Source organism: Bdellovibrio sp. HM001 (assembly GCF_055397275.1).
On sequence record NZ_AP029174.1, the window covers coordinates 3,328,962 to 3,346,740 of the forward strand.

The following is a 17,779-nucleotide window of genomic DNA, read 5'->3' on the forward strand; positions in this document are numbered from 1 at the left end:
ATGGAGACGGACTTTCTACCGCCACACTTAAGAAAATACGTCGTAGAACAAAACTACGAAAAATACACGGCCATTGATCAGGCCGTGTGGCGCTATATTCTGCGCCAGCTCAAAGCCTTCTTATCCAAGCACGCACATGAATGTTATGTGGAAGGGCTGGCAAAAACCGGGATCGACATCGAACGCATTCCACGCATTGAAGACGTCAGCAAAAAATTACAAGAATTCGGCTGGAGAGCTCTTCCAGTGAGCGGCTTCATTCCGCCGGCCGCTTTCATGGAACTGCAGTCTTTGGGAGTTCTACCGATCGCCTCTGACATGCGCACGCTGGATCATTTGCTGTACACGCCGGCCCCGGACATTGTTCACGAGGCTGCAGGACATGCGCCGATTCTGATTCATCCGGAGTTTTCTGATTACCTTCGCAGATATGCACAGGTGGCCAAAAAGGCTATCATCAGCAAAGAGGATCTGGATCTTTACGAAGCCATCCGTGATCTTTCCGATATCAAAGAAAATCCAGCCTCAACACCAGAGCAGGTCAAAGCCGCGGAAGAGCGGCTGGAAAAAGTGGGGAAAAGTATTTCCCATATTTCCGAAGCATCTGAGCTTTCACGCATGAACTGGTGGACGGCAGAGTACGGCCTGATTGGGGACCTGAACAATCCCAAAATCTTTGGTGCCGGCCTGCTTTCCAGTGTCGGTGAATCGAAATGGTGCCTCAGTGCCAAAGTTAAGAAAATCCCTCTGACCGTGGACTGCATCAAGACCAGCTACGACATCACAGAGCCGCAACCACAATTGTTTGTGGCAACCGATTTCAAAAACTTGGTGCAAGTCCTGGATGAAATGGCTGATCAGATGGCCTTCCGTGTTGGAGGCCTCAAAGGTCTGAACAAAGCCATCCAGGCTGAATCCGTCAATACGGCGGAACTTAATTCAGGTATTCAGATTTCAGGTCAAATCGTTGAAGCCATCACAGATTCTGCCGGAAGCGTTGCCTATCTTCGCCTGCAAGGACCTTCACAACTGTCTTATCAGGATGCGGAACTTTCCGGACATGACAAGAATTATCATGCGCATGGATTTGGAACTCCCATCGGCTTCCTGAAGTCTCATCCGGGCCAATGTCCGTCCACTTTCACTGACGCTGAATGGTTGTCTTTGAATGTGGCCCCCGGAAAAACCGTGCACCTGGAATTCACTTCCGGTGTGGTGGTGACGGGCGAGGTTCAGTCCCGCATCACTCGTGATGACAAGACTCTTCTTATCAGCCTGACTCAGGCTTCGGCCCAATTGCAGGACCGTGTTTTGTTTGCTCCTGAATGGGGCACCTTTGACATGGCCGTGGGTTCCAGCGTGGTGTCAGTCTTTGGTGGTCCGGCCGATCGCGAAGCCTATGGCGAAACCACGGATTTTGTCGCCAAACGTGTGCCCGCTCCCAAGTACTCGGACCTTGAACTAAAACGTCAGGGTCTGTATGCAGCTTTGAGAAAGGCTCGCGAAGACAAACTTCAGGGCGAGGCTTTGACGACAACCTTGGAAAAGCTTCTGACCGAACACAAAACAGTGGCTCCGCAAGACTGGTTGTTGTATTTGGAAGCTCTGGAGCTGGTGTTGGCACGAGCTCCACAGTCTTCACTCAAAACCCAGCTTGAAAAAGATCTGTCCCAGCTTGCCTCCAAAGATGAGAAAACAAGCGGTCTGATCGCCGACGGGCTGGTACTGGCGGGAGCCCTTTAGATGAAACGTCCTTTTGAAGTTCGCATTGTTCTGGTTCGCACAATCTATGAGCGCAATGTTGGCGCCACCTCCAGAGCCATGAGCAACATGGGTGTTGAAAAGTTGATTCTGATCGACCCCAAATGCGAACTGACCTATGAAGCACAACAGGCGGCCGCAACCGGACAAACAGGTTTGCAAAACCGCACGGTGTACAGCTCCTGGGACGATTTCTTGGCCAAAGAGCCAGAAAGCATCAAGGTCGCCTTCACCGCTCGTGATGGCAAAGGTCGTCAGGTCCGTGACATGGAAGAGGTCTTTCACGACATCGCCACCAAGTCCCCGCAATTCCAAATTTCAAGTGATGTTCCCTACGTTGTGCACCTAATTTTCGGACCGGAAGACTGGGGCCTTGCCGGAGAAGATCTGGAACTGGCCAACTTCTGCGCCTGCATTCCGACGTTTGGTGAAAACTGGAGTTTGAATCTGGCTCAAGCCACTCTGCTGGGGATGTTCGGGCTGCGTCGAGCATGGGGCGGCAACCGCACCAAGCTGGATGGCGGTAAAGTTCGCCGGGTTCCTCAGGGCATTGAAGGCATCAATCCCGAACAGACACTCAAAACCTGGCTGGAAGAAATGGGCTTTGATCTGACTCGCCAAAGAAAGATCAACGTCTTTACAGTTCTTCGCCGCATGCTTTTACAAAACACACCGACGAAGAAGGAATTGGTTATTCTGGAAACCGTCCTTCAACAAAGCATTCGTAAATTGCGTGAATGGAAAGAGTTCCAGAAGCGCACTCCAAACCAATAGGCTGTTCAAAAAGGTCCAAATCCAAATACGGGTCTTTATCAAATGCCTAGGGGGTTTTGCACGAGCGGATCTTCATCAACTTTGCATCAAACGTGAATTCCACAACCTCTTGCGACTTTAAGGCTTTTTGCAGACAACGATAGTCCGCCCCTTTATCAACCTCCAAAGGGGTCGATATCGTGGCCATCGTCACCAGATAGTTGTTTTTCAATGGATTCTTTTGCAGGCTCAGGACCTTGCCCGTAAAAGCAAAGTCCGCCATCGCCACCAAAGGAAGAAGCCCCCACCATCCCATTAGGATGTCAGAAGCTCCTCATTCAATCGATCTTCCTGTTCCCGGATGGATCTTAGTTTCTTATCCAACTTTTGCAGGGCTTGAGCCATGCTTTGCCCCAGATCATGAAGTTCGTTGATACGATTCATGGTTTCGTCCTCTGGACCACCCACCAAACGCAGACTTTCCAGTTTGGCTGAGTTCAAATCAATCTCTTTGGACAGGGATTCAAGCTTTTGATTGAGTTTTTTGCGATCCTCCACCAAGGCTTTGGTCATTTCCCGGATCTGATCCAGATCCAGAACTTCCAACTGCCCGCTGGCGAACGCATCTTGTGAGTCTTTTGATTTTGTTTCTGCTTCATTGTCTTCGCCTTGGAAAGCCTCCAAAAACAAAGACCATTCGTTTTTAAGGGATTTTACGATCGACCTACTACTGTCATCACCCATATATATTAAAATACTCCTGCGCTCTTTGAGCGACTTGCGGATTCATCGGCCTTGGGAATTAAGAAGTAACAAAGGCCGTATCCCAGAATCGCGGCTCCGAAGGTGACCAGTAAAAACAGAACAAATCCCGTTCTTACGATCCCCACCTCAATCTGGTATCGTTTAGCTATTCTAGCACAGACTCCAAGGAGCTTTCTATCTAGAGCTTGGTCCAGTCTGTCGACGCGGGGCAAACAGATCGCCAGGATCAAATAAAACAAGATCCCAGTGCCGAACCAGAGAACTGCAATCAACCAAATGACGCGCAGTATCCAAGTCTCGATACCTAAAGCATCGCCCAAACCCTTACAAACGCCAGCTAACGCCCCTTTGTCAGAGCGAACCCAACGATAGTCCAGTTTCTGCGCATTTTGCTCCATCACTCCCCCGAATAAGCAGCCGATTTCCAATAGGAATCGTTTTAGCATCTTTGTAGAGGTTGCACTATTAAAAGTACGGAAGGGTTTAAAAGGTCCCCGTAATCATGAAATCGTTACCGAAAGTCAGATAACGAGGGTTGCGAATCTGTAGTTTGTCCGCCATGGCGCTGATCCGGATAGTTTCCGTCCACGAACGCGCCCCGCCCGAACCCATGATGATCGGCGCCTGGAACATATAGATACGATTCACCAGGGCTTCTTTGATAAAGGAGCTTGCCGTAAAGGCACCACCTTCCACCATCACAGACCGGATGCCTTTTGAATAAAGCTTCGCCAGCAGATCCTGCAAATCCAGATCCCCGCCAACACGAGTTTTCACATAGACAATCTGAGGGGCTCTTACCAAGGACTGGAGAAGAGCTTCGACTTTCTCCTGAAGCTCTTCGGCCACACACCAGAAAACATCGGCCGGATCATGGACATCCGCCAACTTCAGGTGCGCAAACTTCCCCAGCAACTCGGCCTCTCCGTCGATCACCACAACTTTGTTCTTTTTGCTGATCGTGGGATGCCGAATGTTCAAAGACGGGTTGTCGAATTCAATGGTGCCCTTACCGACCAAAATGGCGTCATGGCAGGCTCGGATATAGTGAACATATTCACGGGATTCAGGACCTGTGATCCACTGGCTTTCACCTGATTTCAAGGCCACCTGACCGTCCAGACTGGAGGCCATCTTCAAAGACACAAAAACTTTCTTCTGTCGGAAGTTCCACAAGAAAGCTTCACAAACTTCTTCCAACGCCAGCTTCAGCTTTGCATCCAAGGCAGGGTCTGCAGAAGAGAACACCTCCGCCTCGATACCCGCCTGACGAAGAATTTCGGCCCCTTGACCTGCCACCAACGGGTTGGGGTCAATCAAACCGAAAGTCACTTTCTTTAACGGCAGCTTTGCCATCATCTTCGCGCAGGAGGGAGTCTTTCCTTCATGGGCGCAGGGCTCTAGAGTGACAAAAGCGTGAGCCCCTTGAAGTTGTTCGGGCTTCAGATCTTTCAGTGCATTCACTTCGGCATGAGGGCCGCCGTAAAATTCATGATACCCGGCCGACAAAAAGCCGCCTTGAGCATCCAGAATCACGGCCCCCACCAAAGGATTCGGACTGACTCGCGTGGCTCCTTTGTAGGCCTCACTGATAGCCAGCCTCACGGCCTCTTCAGCCGAAAGCTTGGTACCCAAAGCCGGAACAGGAACAGAGCGAATCATATCCATAAATCACCTACGTCAAATAACCGCGTTCGCGCTGGTCACGCTCTATCGCATCGAACAGGGCCTGGAAGTTTCCATCACCAAAACCATCATGGCCCTTACGCTGAATCAATTCGTAGAAGATCGGACCAAAAGTATTTTTGGTGAAAATCTGAAGCAGGTAACGGCCTTCTTTATCCCCGTCCACCAGAATCGCATTCTTTTCCAAACGGGAAATATCTTCGGTCACACCTGGCACACGCTCTGGAATCATTTCATAGTAAGCGTGCGGAGGCGGTGTCAGGAACTGAATGTCACTGTTTTTCAAGGATTCCAAAGAATAATTGATATCGTTCGTCAGCAAAGCGATGTGCTGGATACCGGAACCTTTATATTCATCCAGATATTCCTGAATCTGGGACTTGTCTTCTGTCGGCTCATTGATAGGTACCGAGAACTTGCCACATGGAGATCTCATCGCGCGGGACAAAAGGCCCGTCTTACTACCGCGGATATCGAAGAATTTTGCTTCATAGAAGCCGAAAACATCTTCATAGAACTTTTGCCACTTGTTCATCTCACCTTTAGGCACATTGTTCGTGAAGTGATCCACGACAGTGAAACCCACGCCCGCAGGCGCTTTGTCTTCCGGCTTCACCTGGAAGATTTCGTTATAAAGTTTATCCTGATTCTTTTGGTCCATGAAATAGATCAAAGAATCCCCAATGCCATAGATCGCCGGAAAAGGTGTTGCCCCTTTTTGATGATCGTTGCCTTCGTAAGGGCGCGCCCCGCGAGCCACAGCTGTTTTGAAAGCATGCTCAGCGTCCACAACACGGAAACCTGTCGCGCAAACGCAGGGGCCATGAAGTTTGGCAAAGTCAGTTGCGAAAGTTTGAGGCTCACAGTTCAAGATGAAGTTGATGTCACCTTGACGGAAAAGCTTGATGTTTTTGCCATGAACCTGGCCCACCTCTTTAAAAGCATAACGCTTGAAAACTTGTTCGAAGAAATGAGCGTCAGGGCCGGAATATTCGATGAAATCCACCCCGTTAAGTCCTACAGGATTTTGCTCTGTGATCTGAGCCATGAGTCCTCCATATTTACTTTGATGGTGCTGACAGTAGCCCTATTTTTAAGCTTATTCAAGCATGATTAAATTTAGGAATATCAAATATTTAGACATCTTTTATTACACTTCATTCATAATGCAGGATCATCTATGTAGGGGATATTCACATTTTCAAAAACAACCGATACTAAACATGTCGTGGTTTCCAGTATCAACATCAGCCACTCGTAACCTACAACTATGAGGACTGCCGTGGAAAAAGCCCCGCAGAAAAAACTATCGCCCTGGTTCTATGTGGCGCTGGTCGTACAAACATTGCTGATTATACTGGTGATCGGGATGTTGCGCGATCTGATGTGGATACTTTAATAAGCCACATTACTGGAAAACATAAATCCGTAACTTGAATAGTCCAAAGTGTTATTGGCTTCCTTAGGGACAGACGTCATATAGTAGCCACCTAAAATCAACTCACTTCGTCCACGCACAAACGCCACTCCGGCGCTGCTTAAGTGGTTGGTCACATTGCCGGTCGCAGAATGACTGTAACCCGCCATTGGCTGCCAGGATTCAAAACTCTTATTTCTCCATCCAACAGAATAGACAAAAAAGGCCTCGTCACTTTCCACCTGCCCGTCGGCGTCCTTCGTCGTCGATTCTGAAGTGTAGGTGACATCAATAAAAACATCATTTCCTGCCAGCAAATTAAATCCATTGGCCAAACGCACGTAGTATGGAGAATCCCCGACTGGTTGGTAGGACACGGTTTCTTCATTCACCGTATTTGGCGTTGCCACGGCATGCACCGCTGTATAGTCCACAGCCGTGGACTCCAACAAAACCGGCATAAGCTGCGCGGAAAGTCCGACCGTCCACTGAGCGACAGGTTTAAACTGCAGGCCAGGTAAAACAAAAACTCCTTTTATTCTACTTTCCGTTTCCGTGAACATCGTCGCATAAAGGTTTCCCCCGGTGCGCAGTTTGGTATAGGAGTGAGATCGAGAGTTTCCCAGCTGCAAACCTGAAGAAATTCCCCAGGCAAAATTCTCGCTTCGGGAGGAGCCAAAGGCCGCCCCCACCTTCAAGACCTGGCTGTCCAAACTGGTTAAAGAGGACACGTCATAGGCGCCACTTGGAGCCCTCAGCAAGCCATTAAGACTTAGCATCATCGGACTTGCCACAAAAACAGCACCCGTTCCCCATGAGGTCGGATAGATGCCCGACGCCATCAACGGTCGCACGGAATAGTCCCCTGGACTCAAATCGCTTTTACCACTTTTCATTTCATGCTGAGTTAAGGCGGTGCCACTGACGGAAAGGGACAGCTTGTTCGTTGCTCGAAACCCCAGACCCGCAGGGTTGTACAAGGCATTTCCTGGCGAAGACTCCATTGCTCCGCCCGCATTACCCATAAAGGCTTCTCGATGCCCCGCTGGCAAAGGAAAATAAATAGCATACGACACAGAGGAAAACACGGTCACAAGAACTGCACTTAATAAACGCATTACAAACCTTCAAACTGCTTATAGAACTGCAAAACTTTCGGGTCCACGATGATGGATCGTGGATTCCAACCAATCAGATGAAGCCCCTCGGCGCTGCGCAGGCGACTGAGCGCCACGTAGGCCTGACCCGGTTCCCACAGTTGACTGAGATCACACCACAAATCATCCAGCGTCGCTCCTTGGCTTTTATGGATGGTCGTGGCGTAGGCCAAAGTCAGCGGGAACTGCTCCACCTGGGCCATAACCATGCCTTCGGCGTCCTGCAAAGCAAAAGATGACTTGGACACCTGCACTTCGCGACCACGCTCTTTGCGAACCGTGACTTGATCAGACGTGATATCGGTCACCGTCCCGCGGGTGCCATTCACCCAACGGCGTTGCGGATCGTTTTGCAGGAACATCACCTGGCAACCAATTTTCAGAATCAGCTTTTCCGCGATGGGCGAAGCTTTCTTCAACATTTGAATGTGGCGTTCAGAACCGGTGTATACCGATTCGATCACCACCTCCTCTTCGTCGATTTCGTAGAGTTTTTTTTCGTTGAACTTTTCGGCGTTGATCTTGCGAGGAAATAATCGGGTGCCTGGATCGTCTTCATCGTGAGTCTGCACATGATCATTCAAAAAATCGCGAACTCGCTCTGTGACCTGCCCATGGCGAACATCACTGAGCACATCTAAAAACAAATTTTCCGAGACCCGCTGATTGTGGGACAAAATCGCCGTCTGGAAGCCACTGGCTTCCCACACACCATTTAAAAAACACCAGTCCCGCGCCCCACTCTGTGTGACGGGAGGTAATTGTGCAAAATCACCCACAGTGATGATTCGCATACCGCCCCAAGGCAGTTTGGATTCCCGGGCCCGTTGCGCCAGCGCTTCCGCAATCATCAGGGCCTGACCGGGGATCATGGAAATTTCGTCGATGATCACACCTTCGACTTTTCTGAGACGCGACATCAGACGTTTATCTTTGGAAGCGCGCTCATACGTCGCATCGGCACCGCCTTCCATAATACCCAAGCCAAAAAAGCTGTGGAAGGTCCGGCCACCCAAAAGAACTGCGGCGGCCCCGGTGCTGGCCAGAATGGGCATTTCTTTCGCATCCAGTTCACGCATGAACTGACGAATCAGAAAACTTTTTCCACTGCCCGCCCCACCGGTCAAAAAGACATTTTCCCCGGATCTTAAAAGATCCAGGGCGGCAGCTTGTTCAGGTGATAGATCGACGGAAGGATTTGCCATGAAGCGAATTAGCGAGAGAACTTACCGTAAAGATTGATATCGTTCTGGTAAAACTCACAGACTTCTCTTGGCGGGAAGTTGGGACCGCCACCTTCCCAACGGCAGCGTCTTTCCATGTACCGACGCTCCAACAAAGAAAGGCGAATCGTGCGATAGTCTTTACTGAAGGACAACTGAACCTCACGTCCATCGATCATGCAAAGACCCGGATCGAAATAGAACCCGACACTTTCCACCGCACCTTTGCGGGTGACGTAAGCCCACTTCAGGTTGTTGATAGAAGACTGGCACTGGGACGCCAGCAAACTTTCCCCTCGGGAGTCCTTATACAGAAGCAGCGGCTTATTGCCTTCAAAGGTGATGGTCAACTGGCCGGAACGACCCTCGAAAGATCCATGATAAACACCTTCCAGCTTTTTGGCGCGCGCCAGGTATTCATCAGGAACTTCACCATTTTCAATTTGAACAGTTTTACAAGCGGTCAGAGCCATCGTTGCCACAAGCAACATCAGAAAACGTTTCATCTTTCCCCCTTTAGTCTGGTTTACATCTGGCCTCTTGTCTTGCCAACTTCGTTCTTCTTAACGCCGCCGATCAAATGCTTTAAATGACCCTATTTGCCGGGTACGATTGAATCTCGAAAAAACGAACAAAGGATTGTTACTGATGATGAAGCTCCTACTGCCGACGTTGTTGACCGTGCCATTGATGGCCGCTGCCACACCCAAAACAACCGCCCCCAGCTCTGTCATCCCGGCCAAGCGGGAGTTTCCTGTCAACACGGACGTCAATCCCTGCGAGGATTTCCACAAGTATGTTTGCTCCAAAGCAGAAAGCTCCTTCAAATTGCGCGATGACCGCAGCCGCCACCTTTTTGCTTTCAGTGATTCCCGCGAGCGTCTTCTTGAAATTCAAATGAAGTTCATGAAGGAGCTTCCCAAAAAGAAGAATCTGGACCCCCGCACCGAACAAGCACGTGACTTCTATATGGCCTGCATGAACTCCTCTGCCAAAGCCAAAGCAGAAAAAGCCAACGTGAAAGCAGTTCTGGCAGAAATGGCCAAAATCAAATCCACCGATGATCTGGTGAGCTATGCCCATGCCCTTCTTCCTCAGGGAAAAGAGGGACTGGTTCGCCTTTGGCCCTCAAACAATCTGGATGATCCAAAGAAGAATGATGCCATGATGCAGGCCAATCTGATGGATCTTCCTGATCACAAGTACTATGAGCAAGAAGCCTTGATGAAGGACTATGAAAGTATCCTGATTCAGTTCTTCCAAACCATTGATCCGAAAATCAAAAAAGACGAGGCCAAAACCCGGGCCCAGGCACTGATCGCCTTGGAAAAAGACTTTGTCAAAATCTATCCTGTCACCGCCGTTCGCCACCAGCGCTGGAGCGAAAAACGAGTGGCCTCCCAGAAGGACCTGGCTAAGAAATATCCGAATCTAAAACTGGATCTGATATTCAAAAATATCCCGGAATCACTTTTGATCAGCACACCGATCCCCGAATCCCTGGACTTCCTGAACACGGAGATTCCCAAACGTCCTTTGCAAGTCTGGAAGGATCTGTTGCTGACACGTGCGTTGCCGGACACGATGGATGACGGCTATCCAAAAATGTTCCAGGCCTTCTTTGATTTTGAAAAAAAATACTTCGGTGGCCCGGCAGTCCGACCCGTTCGCCAGGAACGCTGCACCTCTGCGGTCAGCGGCATGTTTTCCAAGGAACTGGATGCAGCTCTGATAGATCAGGTGTTTCCTAATTTTGACGAAAGCAAGGTCCATGAGGTGGCCTCTCGCGTACGCACCAGCATTCTGCAAGGATTAGAAAAAAACAAATGGCTAACCAAAGACGCCAAGAAAGAGGCCCTGGCCAAGATTCGAGTGGCCCGATTGCAGCTGGTCAAGCCTCACAATGAGCGCGAATGGGATTTCCTGCCGTTGAAAACATATTCAAAAACAGATGCCATCAAAAACCGCATCTTGCGTCGCCAGGCCCGCTGGGAAAAATCCATGCAGGACCTGCGTGAACCCGCAAATCTGGATGCCTGGGCGATGAGTCCTCTCACCGTGAATGCCTACTACAGTCCCAACGAAAACAAGTTCGTTCTGCCCATCGGAATCTTGCAGTACCCTTTCTATGACAAGGACGGTTCCGTGATCGAAAATCTCGGTGCCGTCGGAGCTGTCGTCGGCCACGAACTGGGTCACGGAATTGATGACAGTGGCTCCAGGTACGACTCCGAAGGTCGCCTACGACAGTGGATGACCACCAAAGACATCATGGAGTTCAACCTGCGCGGGCAAAAAATGATCGATCAATTCAATCGAATAGGTCACGACGGCAAACTGACCCTGGGTGAAAATGTCGCCGATCTGGTGGGCGTGACCTTTGCCTACAATGCCGCCTTCCCGGACGGAAAAGGTTCTGAAAAAGACAAGAAAGATTTCTTCGTCGCCTATGGTCGCCTGTGGTGTGAAGTCATCCGCCCCGACAATGCGGCCTTACTGCGCAAAACCGACCCCCATTCCTCGGGTCCGGCGCGCATCAATGAACAGATCAAGCAGCAGCCGGCGTTTGCTGAAACCTTTCAGTGCAAGGCTGGCGACCCCATGACTCTGCCGGAAAAAGAACGCGTTCAAATCTGGTAAAGCAATAACTTCTTCAGGATCGTTTCAACCAGAGACGATCCTGCGAATATTTTCCTACATCTCCTAAACTCTCGTCACATCACTCTTTAATATTTATTAAGAGATTCCGAAGAGTTTGCCATGACTGAACGTACTCTGCCTGTCTTGCCATTCTGCTTTGCCTTTCTGCTTTTATCAGCCTGCACGCTGGATCTGAAAAAAGAAGACGGCAGCAAAAACCCTGATGATGTCATCGAAGAAACCATCTATTCCTGCCCCGAAAACTATGTTTATGTTCCCGCGCCAGCCGGATCGCCTCCTCCGGGATTCTGTGTGGCAAAATATGAAATGAAAGATGTCGGCTCCGTGGCCACATCCCAGGCTGGAGGCAGCCCCTGGGGTTCCATCAATCGCAGTGATGCCATTGCCGCGTGCCAAGCACTGGGTGCGGATTACGATTTGATTTCGAATGCGCAGTGGAATCAGCTGGCACAGAATCTGGCGTCTGTATCAACGAATTGGAGCTCCGGTGCCGTGACTTCGGGCGCGCTGAACCGTGGGCACTTTAATGATGACTTCGGATGGCTGCTGGCCGCGGGGGGCGACGATCATCCGTGCTTTGGCTTGGATTTGGACGAGGACTCAACCCCAGACAGCCAAGCCGCCCTGGATGCCGTGTGCAATCCAACGTTATGGCATAAAAACCGTCGCACTCACCAGTTGTCCACGGGAAAAGTCATTTGGGACTTCGCTGGCAATTCCTGGGAATGGACCAAGGACGACTACTCTGCAGGGGCTGCCACTGCGAACACCTACATATCTGAACTGATCTCACAGGCTGATTCTTTCACCACATTGTTCGCCCCACCTTCCAGCCTGCTGTGCTCCGACCCCAACTCAAATGACTTCTGTGGAATGGGCCATGCCTGGATCAACGCTCCTGGCGGAGCGGTCACCCGTGGCGGCAGTCTCTACAACGGCACGCAAACAGGGATTTTCTCTGTCGATCTGGATAACAGTGCGTCTTATTCAGCCGCCCATTTGGGCTTCCGCTGCGTTTCTGCGGCCACCCCGGTTCTGCCATCTGCTTCCAATTGATTTTCAGGTCCTAAACCACTTAGGACCTAAATCTGCCCTGCGCCGAGCCGGACTGGTTCTTGCTGTCTTTTCCGGCAGATGTTATGGTTAGAGTCTTGGCTCTGGTGCCGGAGGAAATCATGACAGTGAAATATGTCAGCTTCGATTCAAAAACTGAGAATCCTCATTATGAAGGTGTTTACGATATCGGCCCCGCCGAACTTCTACAAAAGAAGAACGACGTGGTGATGATTGATGTTCGTCAACCCGAAGAATACGTGGGTGAATTGGGTCACGTTGCTGGTTCCTCTTTGATGGTTCTGGACACTCTCCCTGAGCAACTGGGCACTTTGCCGAAGGATAAGACGGTTGTCTTTATCTGCCGCAGCGGAGCCCGCTCTGCCAAAGCCACGGCCTTTGCCAAAATGAACGGATTTGAAGAAGTATTTAATATGCAAGGGGGCATGCTTCTTTGGAATGACCTCCAGCTCCCTACTGAAAGATAAGAAACGAAATATGCCTGGAAAAGTATTTGTTAACAGAACCCTGAATTTGAAAAAAATCCGCTACATCGGCGTGGACATGGACCACACGCTCGTTCGCTATAATAGCGAAAACTTTGAGCGCCTGTCCCACACCACCATGATCGACAAACTGGTGAAACGCGGTTATCCGGAAACTTTGCGCAAGTTGGTTTTCGATTACAACTTCGCGATTCGTGGCCTGGTGATTGACCGAAAAATGGGAAATCTGCTGAAGTTGAATCGCTACACGGCCATTCGCGCCAGCTACCATGGTTTGAAGCCACTGGATTTCAAAAGCCATCAAAAGCTTTACAAATCCACTTATATCGATTTATCCAACTCCGACTATCTGGCGGTGGATACATCCTTCTCCATCTCTTTGGCGAACCTGATTGCCCAAATCGTGGAATTGAAGGACACCGACACGACCAACAAGTATCCTGAATACGCACAGATCGCCGATGACGTGTTGGATGCTTTGGATGAAGCCCATCGCGATGGTTCTTTGAAAGACGTTGTGAAACAGAACCTGGATCACTACATCATCAAGGACCCCACTTTGGTGGCCACGTTGGAAAAATTCCGTCGTCACGGCAAAAAGATCTTCGTTCTGACGAACTCGGACTTCCACTACACGAAGCTGTTGCTGGATTATGCGATTCAGCCGTTCCTGAAGGAACACAAGTCCTGGGCGGATCTTTTTGAATTCGTGATCACTTTTGCCTCCAAGCCGAAGTTCTTCTATGAAAATCAGAAGTATCTGATTGTAAATCCGGTGGACGGTTCCATGACCAACATGGAAGGCAAACTGACTCCGGGGATCTATCAGGGTGGTAACGCCAAGAAGTTCACCTCCGACCTGGGTCTTGACGGGGATGACATCCTTTACGTCGGGGACCATATCTACGGTGACATCCTTCGCTTGAAGAAGGATTGCAACTGGAGAACCGCGATGGTGATCGAAGAGCTGGATGTTGAAGTTGAAAACAACAAAAAGGCCGAACCGATCAATCAGGAAATCGAGGCTCTGATGAAAAAGAAAGAGCCGCTGGAAGATGAACTGACCGACATCATGACCCGCAAGATCGAAAAGGAAGTTCCAGCGAACGAGCCGCAGATTGAAACTTTACAAAAGACAATCTCGGAAATCGATGCTCAGATCAGTCAGCTGATCAAAAAACAACAGGCCATGTACAATGGCAACTGGGGTCAGTTGATGAGAGCCGGAAACGAAGAAAGTTATTTCGCGTATCAACTGGATCGTTATGCCTGCGTTTACATGCAGAAGCTGAGCGACCTGCTGGATCTTTCTCCGCGCACATACTTCCGAGCTCCTCGTCGTCCCTTGGCGCACGAGATCTTCTAAAAGGTTAAGTCACCGACGCATCAAAGCCATCTCTTCGGAGATGGCTTTTTTATTTTCTTTTTCAGATCACGGGACGTACCATTGAGGCATGAATACAAAAGCAATTCTTGCTGTCCTTGTTCTTTTCGGCGTGGCGTTTGGGTCTTACAAGGCGGGCCAGAAATCAATTCCGCAAAATTCCAACCTGGAAGAAGTGAAAAATAAAATCAGTACCGATCTGGTGGCTTTGACCCAGAAGGATTTCGAAGAGTATCAAAACCTCAAATCACTGGAAGAACGCTATCAGAAGGCCGACGAGATACTAGGAAAGATCGTCACCGTTTTTTTGGCCGATCTGGGCGTAAAGCTGGCGTTTAAGGCCACCAGCGCCGACACTCTTGAAGGGTCCTGTAATATTTCAACAAGTCCGACAGTGGCGACAGCACAAGCCTCAAGCCCACTCCCGTCAGAACCGACTCCGGCGTCAGCACCCCCCATCGCTCCTGCCAAGCAGGTCAACGAATGGATTGTTCATGAAAAGTCCCTATTGGAAGTTCGCGATGAAAGACAGGCTTTCGAGGACCTGAAGAAAATGGAGATCAAGGATCTTTTTTCTTCTCTTCGCCAAAGCTCAGCTGTCTCTACCAAAAATTCAGAATTCATCCTGGGGGTTTATTCCGGCGAAATCACATTCTTTGATCGTAAAAAACACAAATCCGACTGGCTTATGTCCTGGGATGTACGACTAAGAAATCCAAACAAAGAAGACGCCTTCGCCCTGATCATCCTGACAAACAAGGACAACGGCAAAGTCATCAGCCGTTCACAGACCTCCAGCGGACCGCTGCGCGACTATGTCACGGTTCCGGGCAGCAAGGCCCTGATCGTCAATATCCGCGCTGATGCGGCCTATATTCAGATTTATCCTTTGAATGGAAACACCCAGATCTGGGTGGGCAACGTTTATGAACAAACAAAACTCGGCGAATACGCCATGGTCGGTCAGGTTCGCCTGACAAAACAATAACAATGAGAGCTTTATCCTGTCTCCTTACCTTGTGTTTTGTCTCTTCTGCGGCTCTGGCGCAATCCCTGCCCGTCGGCCTTTATGAAGGCATGATGGCCAATACAGGTGTTGCCACAACCAGATCCAAAGCGGCCTCTTATTACAATCCCAGTCTTCTGCGCCAAAGACAGGACAATGCCTTCAGCCTGAATGGAAACTCCATTGGCTCTATCAACTCCAAAAGTGATGGCTCTACATTTTCGTCTTCGCTGGGGTTGGCCCCTTCTTACTTGAGTAATTTGGTGGTGGGCGACAGCCTTGTGCATGAGTTCTTCGTTGCCAACACGCTACAGGGCCTGTTTGCCTGGCAGTCCAACCGGGACGAAAACTCGTTTGATGCCGAAGCCAATATCAACCGAATGGTGTCGGGCTATTCCATGGCCTTCAAATCCATTCCGTTAGCCATCCAGTTTCTGGCGCGCTATTCAGAGGTCAAAACCTTCGGAGTCAGTGAAAGCTCCAATCCCTCGCAGAATATTTACATCGTCTCGAAAACCAAGTCCGAATACAAGAACCTGAACGTGGCCTTGGGACTTTCGACGCATTTTCAGTTCGACCACTACACCTTTGGTGTGAACTTCAACTCACGTGGGTTATCTTTATACAATCAGAATACAGGCTCTTCGAAGGTCTTCAGTCACGGAATACCAAACCCGGGGGATTTCACTGTCAGCGAAAATGACCAGGCCAGAGCCTCCGTCACCAACGAAGAAGGAAAACTGCTTGTTGGGCATGGTTTTAAAATTGGCCATCATGAATTTTTAACAGATTCCGTCTTTGTCGAAGAATCCGCCAACCTGGATCGCTACACCTTCAACCAAAGCTTTGGTTACCGCTATGGCGCAGCGGATGGCCACCAGCTTCTGTGCGGCTTCTCGCATCGTTTTGGGGCCGATGTCGCTTACTTTGGGCAGAACTTTAACACGTCAGTTGGATATTCCTGGAAAACGCGAGCTTTGCGCTCGGCGATGGGCTTTTATTATGGGAAAGAAAACACCACGATTGAAAGCTCCAGTGTGGGTGTCGTGTTTGGCAGCGAATACGAATATTAGTTACCAACTCAGCGGCTCACCATCGCGGAAGAAGCCGCCGTTCGGGCCCCCTTTGGGAAGAGTCGCTGCCCATAAGATACCTTTAATTCCCTGATCGAGAGAACGATCCGCATTGGGCCCACCCATGTCGGTGCGCACCCAACCCGGAGAAACTGAGTTCACACAGATATCTTCACCCTGCACTTCCGACGCGAAAAGATTGGTCACCATATTCAATGCTGTTTTGGAAATACGATAAGAAGCCGAAGATTTCTGCTTTTCTGACAACTGGGCCATATTGCTGGAAACGTTGACAATACGACCATAACCTTCCTGCTTCATCAAAGGAAAGATCTTCTGTGTTAACAGGAACGGCCCCATCGTGTTCGTGGCAAAGCTTTTTTGCAAAGTGGAGGCTTTGGTCTTAAAGATCGAGGAATTACCTCCATCTTCACTGTCTATCAGGATGCCGGCGTTATTCACCAATACATCGACAAAACCGTACTCGCGTTTGATCGCCTCCACAAAGTCGTGGATGCTTTTTTCCTGCGAAACATCCAGTTTCATCGGAACCACATCCAGACCCTTCATCGTCAAAGTGTTCAAGGTCTTTTGGGCTTTGTCAGGATTTCTCATCGCCATCAGAACTTTGAAACCTCGCTGCGCCATGGCCTCACTTAAAGCCAGACCCAAACCTCGATTTGCCCCGGTAATGACAGCGATCTTCTTCATAGACTTTCCTTTATTGAGGACGAGGCACTGGCATTTCTGCCGCCGGGAACAACTCGTTGGTCACCCAGTTTCTTTGAACAATCACACATTCAGACGAAATCACACGCCATCTTTCAACCGGAAAGTGGTACACACTTTCGACCCAACCCCAGCCATTCCAATCAATTGAGCGGCGATGATGATAACCACCATTTCCGTCGCGCACGGATCTGGTTTCACGATGGAAGGTCAAAAGAGGATAATGCAGCTTCAAAGTGCCTTCTGTGGTCAGTTTGGCCTGTGCGGGTTCATCAAACACGCAGCCATAGTAACCATCGATACTGCGCAGACGCCCCTGCAGGGTTTCGCCAGGCCGAACATCCCCACGCACGGGCATATAGAACTCAAAGAAATAGTCCGAAGGAGCACCGTTGGAATAATAGCTGCGCGTATTCAAAGTCAGCTTGCCATTAAACTCAACGAAACGAACAACCTGATTGCCATCAGCTGTCTGCCAAGGCTGCTCCATCACACTGCGAGCTTCCACAGAAAAACCCGCGAAAAGACTCAAAATAACCAATAACTTTTTCATACTCTTTCCCTTTCAGCAAACGCATGTCAGCCAGAAAAACTGGGGTGGGCCC

Annotated in this window: 19 protein-coding genes; 9 read left to right on the top strand and 10 right to left on the bottom strand. The window is 49.8% G+C overall.

Annotated features, from left to right (window positions below; translation table 11 throughout):
* A complete protein-coding gene (locus tag ACZ5ZZ_RS15655; protein ID WP_464140215.1) occupies positions 1–1,743 on the top strand; it encodes an aromatic amino acid hydroxylase in 1,743 nt (580 codons plus the stop codon).
* The gene (locus tag ACZ5ZZ_RS15660; protein WP_464140218.1) at positions 1,744–2,535 is read left to right on the top strand and encodes an RNA methyltransferase; all 792 of its coding nucleotides are present in this window, start codon (positions 1,744–1,746) and stop codon (positions 2,533–2,535) included.
* A 46-nt stretch (positions 2,536–2,581) separates the two neighbouring features.
* On the opposite strand, the gene ACZ5ZZ_RS15665 is transcribed toward ACZ5ZZ_RS15660, so the two are convergent.
* The 5 genes from ACZ5ZZ_RS15665 to hppD form a co-directional block, all read right to left on the bottom strand.
* Positions 2,582–2,830, bottom strand: a complete 249-nt coding sequence (locus ACZ5ZZ_RS15665) for a hypothetical protein (RefSeq protein ID WP_464132230.1) — start codon at positions 2,828–2,830, stop codon at positions 2,582–2,584.
* The gene (locus ACZ5ZZ_RS15670; protein ID WP_464118675.1) at positions 2,830–3,258 is read right to left on the bottom strand and encodes a hypothetical protein; all 429 of its coding nucleotides are present in this window, start codon (positions 3,256–3,258) and stop codon (positions 2,830–2,832) included. Before ACZ5ZZ_RS15670 ends, ACZ5ZZ_RS15665 begins: the two co-directional genes overlap by 1 nt.
* A gap of 5 nt (positions 3,259–3,263) precedes the next feature.
* The gene (locus ACZ5ZZ_RS15675) at positions 3,264–3,677 is read right to left on the bottom strand and encodes a PspC domain-containing protein (protein WP_464140221.1); all 414 of its coding nucleotides are present in this window, start codon (positions 3,675–3,677) and stop codon (positions 3,264–3,266) included.
* An 85-nt stretch (positions 3,678–3,762) separates the two neighbouring features.
* Positions 3,763–4,947, bottom strand: coding sequence for a bifunctional diaminohydroxyphosphoribosylaminopyrimidine deaminase/5-amino-6-(5-phosphoribosylamino)uracil reductase RibD (ribD, locus tag ACZ5ZZ_RS15680; protein ID WP_464132234.1), 1,185 nt, complete (start codon positions 4,945–4,947; stop codon positions 3,763–3,765).
* A gap of 7 nt (positions 4,948–4,954) precedes the next feature.
* Positions 4,955–6,013 (bottom strand): 4-hydroxyphenylpyruvate dioxygenase, encoded by a 1,059-nt coding sequence (hppD, locus tag ACZ5ZZ_RS15685; RefSeq protein WP_464132235.1) that lies wholly within the window; start codon positions 6,011–6,013, stop codon positions 4,955–4,957.
* A 222-nt stretch (positions 6,014–6,235) separates the two neighbouring features.
* Between hppD and ACZ5ZZ_RS15690 the strand changes: the two genes are divergently transcribed.
* The gene (locus ACZ5ZZ_RS15690) at positions 6,236–6,364 is read left to right on the top strand and encodes a hypothetical protein (RefSeq protein ID WP_464140224.1); all 129 of its coding nucleotides are present in this window, start codon (positions 6,236–6,238) and stop codon (positions 6,362–6,364) included.
* On the opposite strand, the gene ACZ5ZZ_RS15695 is transcribed toward ACZ5ZZ_RS15690, so the two are convergent.
* From ACZ5ZZ_RS15695 to ACZ5ZZ_RS15705, 3 genes are read right to left on the bottom strand one after another with little or no spacing between them, the layout of a single operon-like run.
* The gene (locus ACZ5ZZ_RS15695; protein WP_464140227.1) at positions 6,361–7,500 is read right to left on the bottom strand and encodes a hypothetical protein; all 1,140 of its coding nucleotides are present in this window, start codon (positions 7,498–7,500) and stop codon (positions 6,361–6,363) included. The genes ACZ5ZZ_RS15690 and ACZ5ZZ_RS15695 overlap by 4 nt on opposite strands.
* Positions 7,500–8,744 (bottom strand): DEAD/DEAH box helicase, encoded by a 1,245-nt coding sequence (locus ACZ5ZZ_RS15700; protein ID WP_464132239.1) that lies wholly within the window; start codon positions 8,742–8,744, stop codon positions 7,500–7,502. Before ACZ5ZZ_RS15700 ends, ACZ5ZZ_RS15695 begins: the two co-directional genes overlap by 1 nt.
* An 8-nt stretch (positions 8,745–8,752) precedes the next feature.
* Positions 8,753–9,268 (bottom strand): hypothetical protein, encoded by a 516-nt coding sequence (locus ACZ5ZZ_RS15705; RefSeq protein WP_464132240.1) that lies wholly within the window; start codon positions 9,266–9,268, stop codon positions 8,753–8,755.
* A 142-nt stretch (positions 9,269–9,410) separates the two neighbouring features.
* Between ACZ5ZZ_RS15705 and ACZ5ZZ_RS15710 the strand changes: the two genes are divergently transcribed.
* The 6 genes from ACZ5ZZ_RS15710 to ACZ5ZZ_RS15735 all read left to right on the top strand — a co-directional run bounded on the left by ACZ5ZZ_RS15710 (position 9,411) and on the right by ACZ5ZZ_RS15735 (position 16,445).
* A complete protein-coding gene (locus ACZ5ZZ_RS15710) occupies positions 9,411–11,402 on the top strand; it encodes a M13 family metallopeptidase (RefSeq protein ID WP_464132242.1) in 1,992 nt (663 codons plus the stop codon).
* A 120-nt stretch (positions 11,403–11,522) separates the two neighbouring features.
* Positions 11,523–12,479, top strand: coding sequence for a hypothetical protein (locus ACZ5ZZ_RS15715; protein WP_464140230.1), 957 nt, complete (start codon positions 11,523–11,525; stop codon positions 12,477–12,479).
* Between the two features lie 119 nt (positions 12,480–12,598).
* Complete coding sequence (locus ACZ5ZZ_RS15720; RefSeq protein ID WP_464118684.1) at positions 12,599–12,964, top strand: rhodanese-like domain-containing protein; 366 nt, start codon at positions 12,599–12,601, stop codon at positions 12,962–12,964.
* A gap of 10 nt (positions 12,965–12,974) precedes the next feature.
* On the top strand, positions 12,975–14,348 hold the full coding sequence (locus ACZ5ZZ_RS15725) for an HAD-IG family 5'-nucleotidase (RefSeq protein ID WP_464118685.1): 1,374 nt from the start codon (positions 12,975–12,977) through the stop codon (positions 14,346–14,348).
* A gap of 88 nt (positions 14,349–14,436) precedes the next feature.
* Complete coding sequence (locus tag ACZ5ZZ_RS15730) at positions 14,437–15,354, top strand: hypothetical protein (RefSeq protein ID WP_464132247.1); 918 nt, start codon at positions 14,437–14,439, stop codon at positions 15,352–15,354.
* Between the two features lie 2 nt (positions 15,355–15,356).
* Positions 15,357–16,445, top strand: a complete 1,089-nt coding sequence (locus ACZ5ZZ_RS15735; protein ID WP_464140233.1) for a hypothetical protein — start codon at positions 15,357–15,359, stop codon at positions 16,443–16,445.
* Here ACZ5ZZ_RS15735 and ACZ5ZZ_RS15740 read toward each other — a convergent pair whose 3' ends face one another.
* Together ACZ5ZZ_RS15740 and ACZ5ZZ_RS15745 are read right to left on the bottom strand one after the other, a co-directional pair.
* Positions 16,446–17,156, bottom strand: coding sequence for an SDR family NAD(P)-dependent oxidoreductase (locus tag ACZ5ZZ_RS15740; protein WP_464118688.1), 711 nt, complete (start codon positions 17,154–17,156; stop codon positions 16,446–16,448).
* A gap of 10 nt (positions 17,157–17,166) precedes the next feature.
* Positions 17,167–17,727 (bottom strand): hypothetical protein, encoded by a 561-nt coding sequence (locus ACZ5ZZ_RS15745; RefSeq protein WP_464140236.1) that lies wholly within the window; start codon positions 17,725–17,727, stop codon positions 17,167–17,169.
* Positions 17,728–17,779 lie beyond the last annotated feature (52 nt).

Bases quoted from the DNA above. Each gene is read 5' to 3' on its own strand.
- ACZ5ZZ_RS15655 (WP_464140215.1), top strand. From the start codon at position 1: ATGGAGACGGACTTTCTACCGCCACACTTAAGAAAATACGTCGTAGAA.
- ACZ5ZZ_RS15660 (WP_464140218.1), top strand. From the start codon at position 1,744: ATGAAACGTCCTTTTGAAGTTCGCATTGTTCTGGTTCGCACAATCTAT.
- ACZ5ZZ_RS15665 (WP_464132230.1), bottom strand. From the start codon at position 2,830: ATGGGATGGTGGGGGCTTCTTCCTTTGGTGGCGATGGCGGACTTTGCT.
- ACZ5ZZ_RS15670 (WP_464118675.1), bottom strand. From the start codon at position 3,258: ATGGGTGATGACAGTAGTAGGTCGATCGTAAAATCCCTTAAAAACGAA.
- ACZ5ZZ_RS15675 (WP_464140221.1), bottom strand. From the start codon at position 3,677: ATGGAGCAAAATGCGCAGAAACTGGACTATCGTTGGGTTCGCTCTGAC.
- ribD (WP_464132234.1), bottom strand. From the start codon at position 4,947: ATGGATATGATTCGCTCTGTTCCTGTTCCGGCTTTGGGTACCAAGCTT.
- hppD (WP_464132235.1), bottom strand. From the start codon at position 6,013: ATGGCTCAGATCACAGAGCAAAATCCTGTAGGACTTAACGGGGTGGAT.
- ACZ5ZZ_RS15690 (WP_464140224.1), top strand. From the start codon at position 6,236: ATGAGGACTGCCGTGGAAAAAGCCCCGCAGAAAAAACTATCGCCCTGG.
- ACZ5ZZ_RS15695 (WP_464140227.1), bottom strand. From the start codon at position 7,500: ATGCGTTTATTAAGTGCAGTTCTTGTGACCGTGTTTTCCTCTGTGTCG.
- ACZ5ZZ_RS15700 (WP_464132239.1), bottom strand. From the start codon at position 8,744: ATGGCAAATCCTTCCGTCGATCTATCACCTGAACAAGCTGCCGCCCTG.
- ACZ5ZZ_RS15705 (WP_464132240.1), bottom strand. From the start codon at position 9,268: ATGAAACGTTTTCTGATGTTGCTTGTGGCAACGATGGCTCTGACCGCT.
- ACZ5ZZ_RS15710 (WP_464132242.1), top strand. From the start codon at position 9,411: ATGATGAAGCTCCTACTGCCGACGTTGTTGACCGTGCCATTGATGGCC.
- ACZ5ZZ_RS15715 (WP_464140230.1), top strand. From the start codon at position 11,523: ATGACTGAACGTACTCTGCCTGTCTTGCCATTCTGCTTTGCCTTTCTG.
- ACZ5ZZ_RS15720 (WP_464118684.1), top strand. From the start codon at position 12,599: ATGACAGTGAAATATGTCAGCTTCGATTCAAAAACTGAGAATCCTCAT.
- ACZ5ZZ_RS15725 (WP_464118685.1), top strand. From the start codon at position 12,975: ATGCCTGGAAAAGTATTTGTTAACAGAACCCTGAATTTGAAAAAAATC.
- ACZ5ZZ_RS15730 (WP_464132247.1), top strand. From the start codon at position 14,437: ATGAATACAAAAGCAATTCTTGCTGTCCTTGTTCTTTTCGGCGTGGCG.
- ACZ5ZZ_RS15735 (WP_464140233.1), top strand. From the start codon at position 15,357: ATGAGAGCTTTATCCTGTCTCCTTACCTTGTGTTTTGTCTCTTCTGCG.
- ACZ5ZZ_RS15740 (WP_464118688.1), bottom strand. From the start codon at position 17,156: ATGAAGAAGATCGCTGTCATTACCGGGGCAAATCGAGGTTTGGGTCTG.
- ACZ5ZZ_RS15745 (WP_464140236.1), bottom strand. From the start codon at position 17,727: ATGAAAAAGTTATTGGTTATTTTGAGTCTTTTCGCGGGTTTTTCTGTG.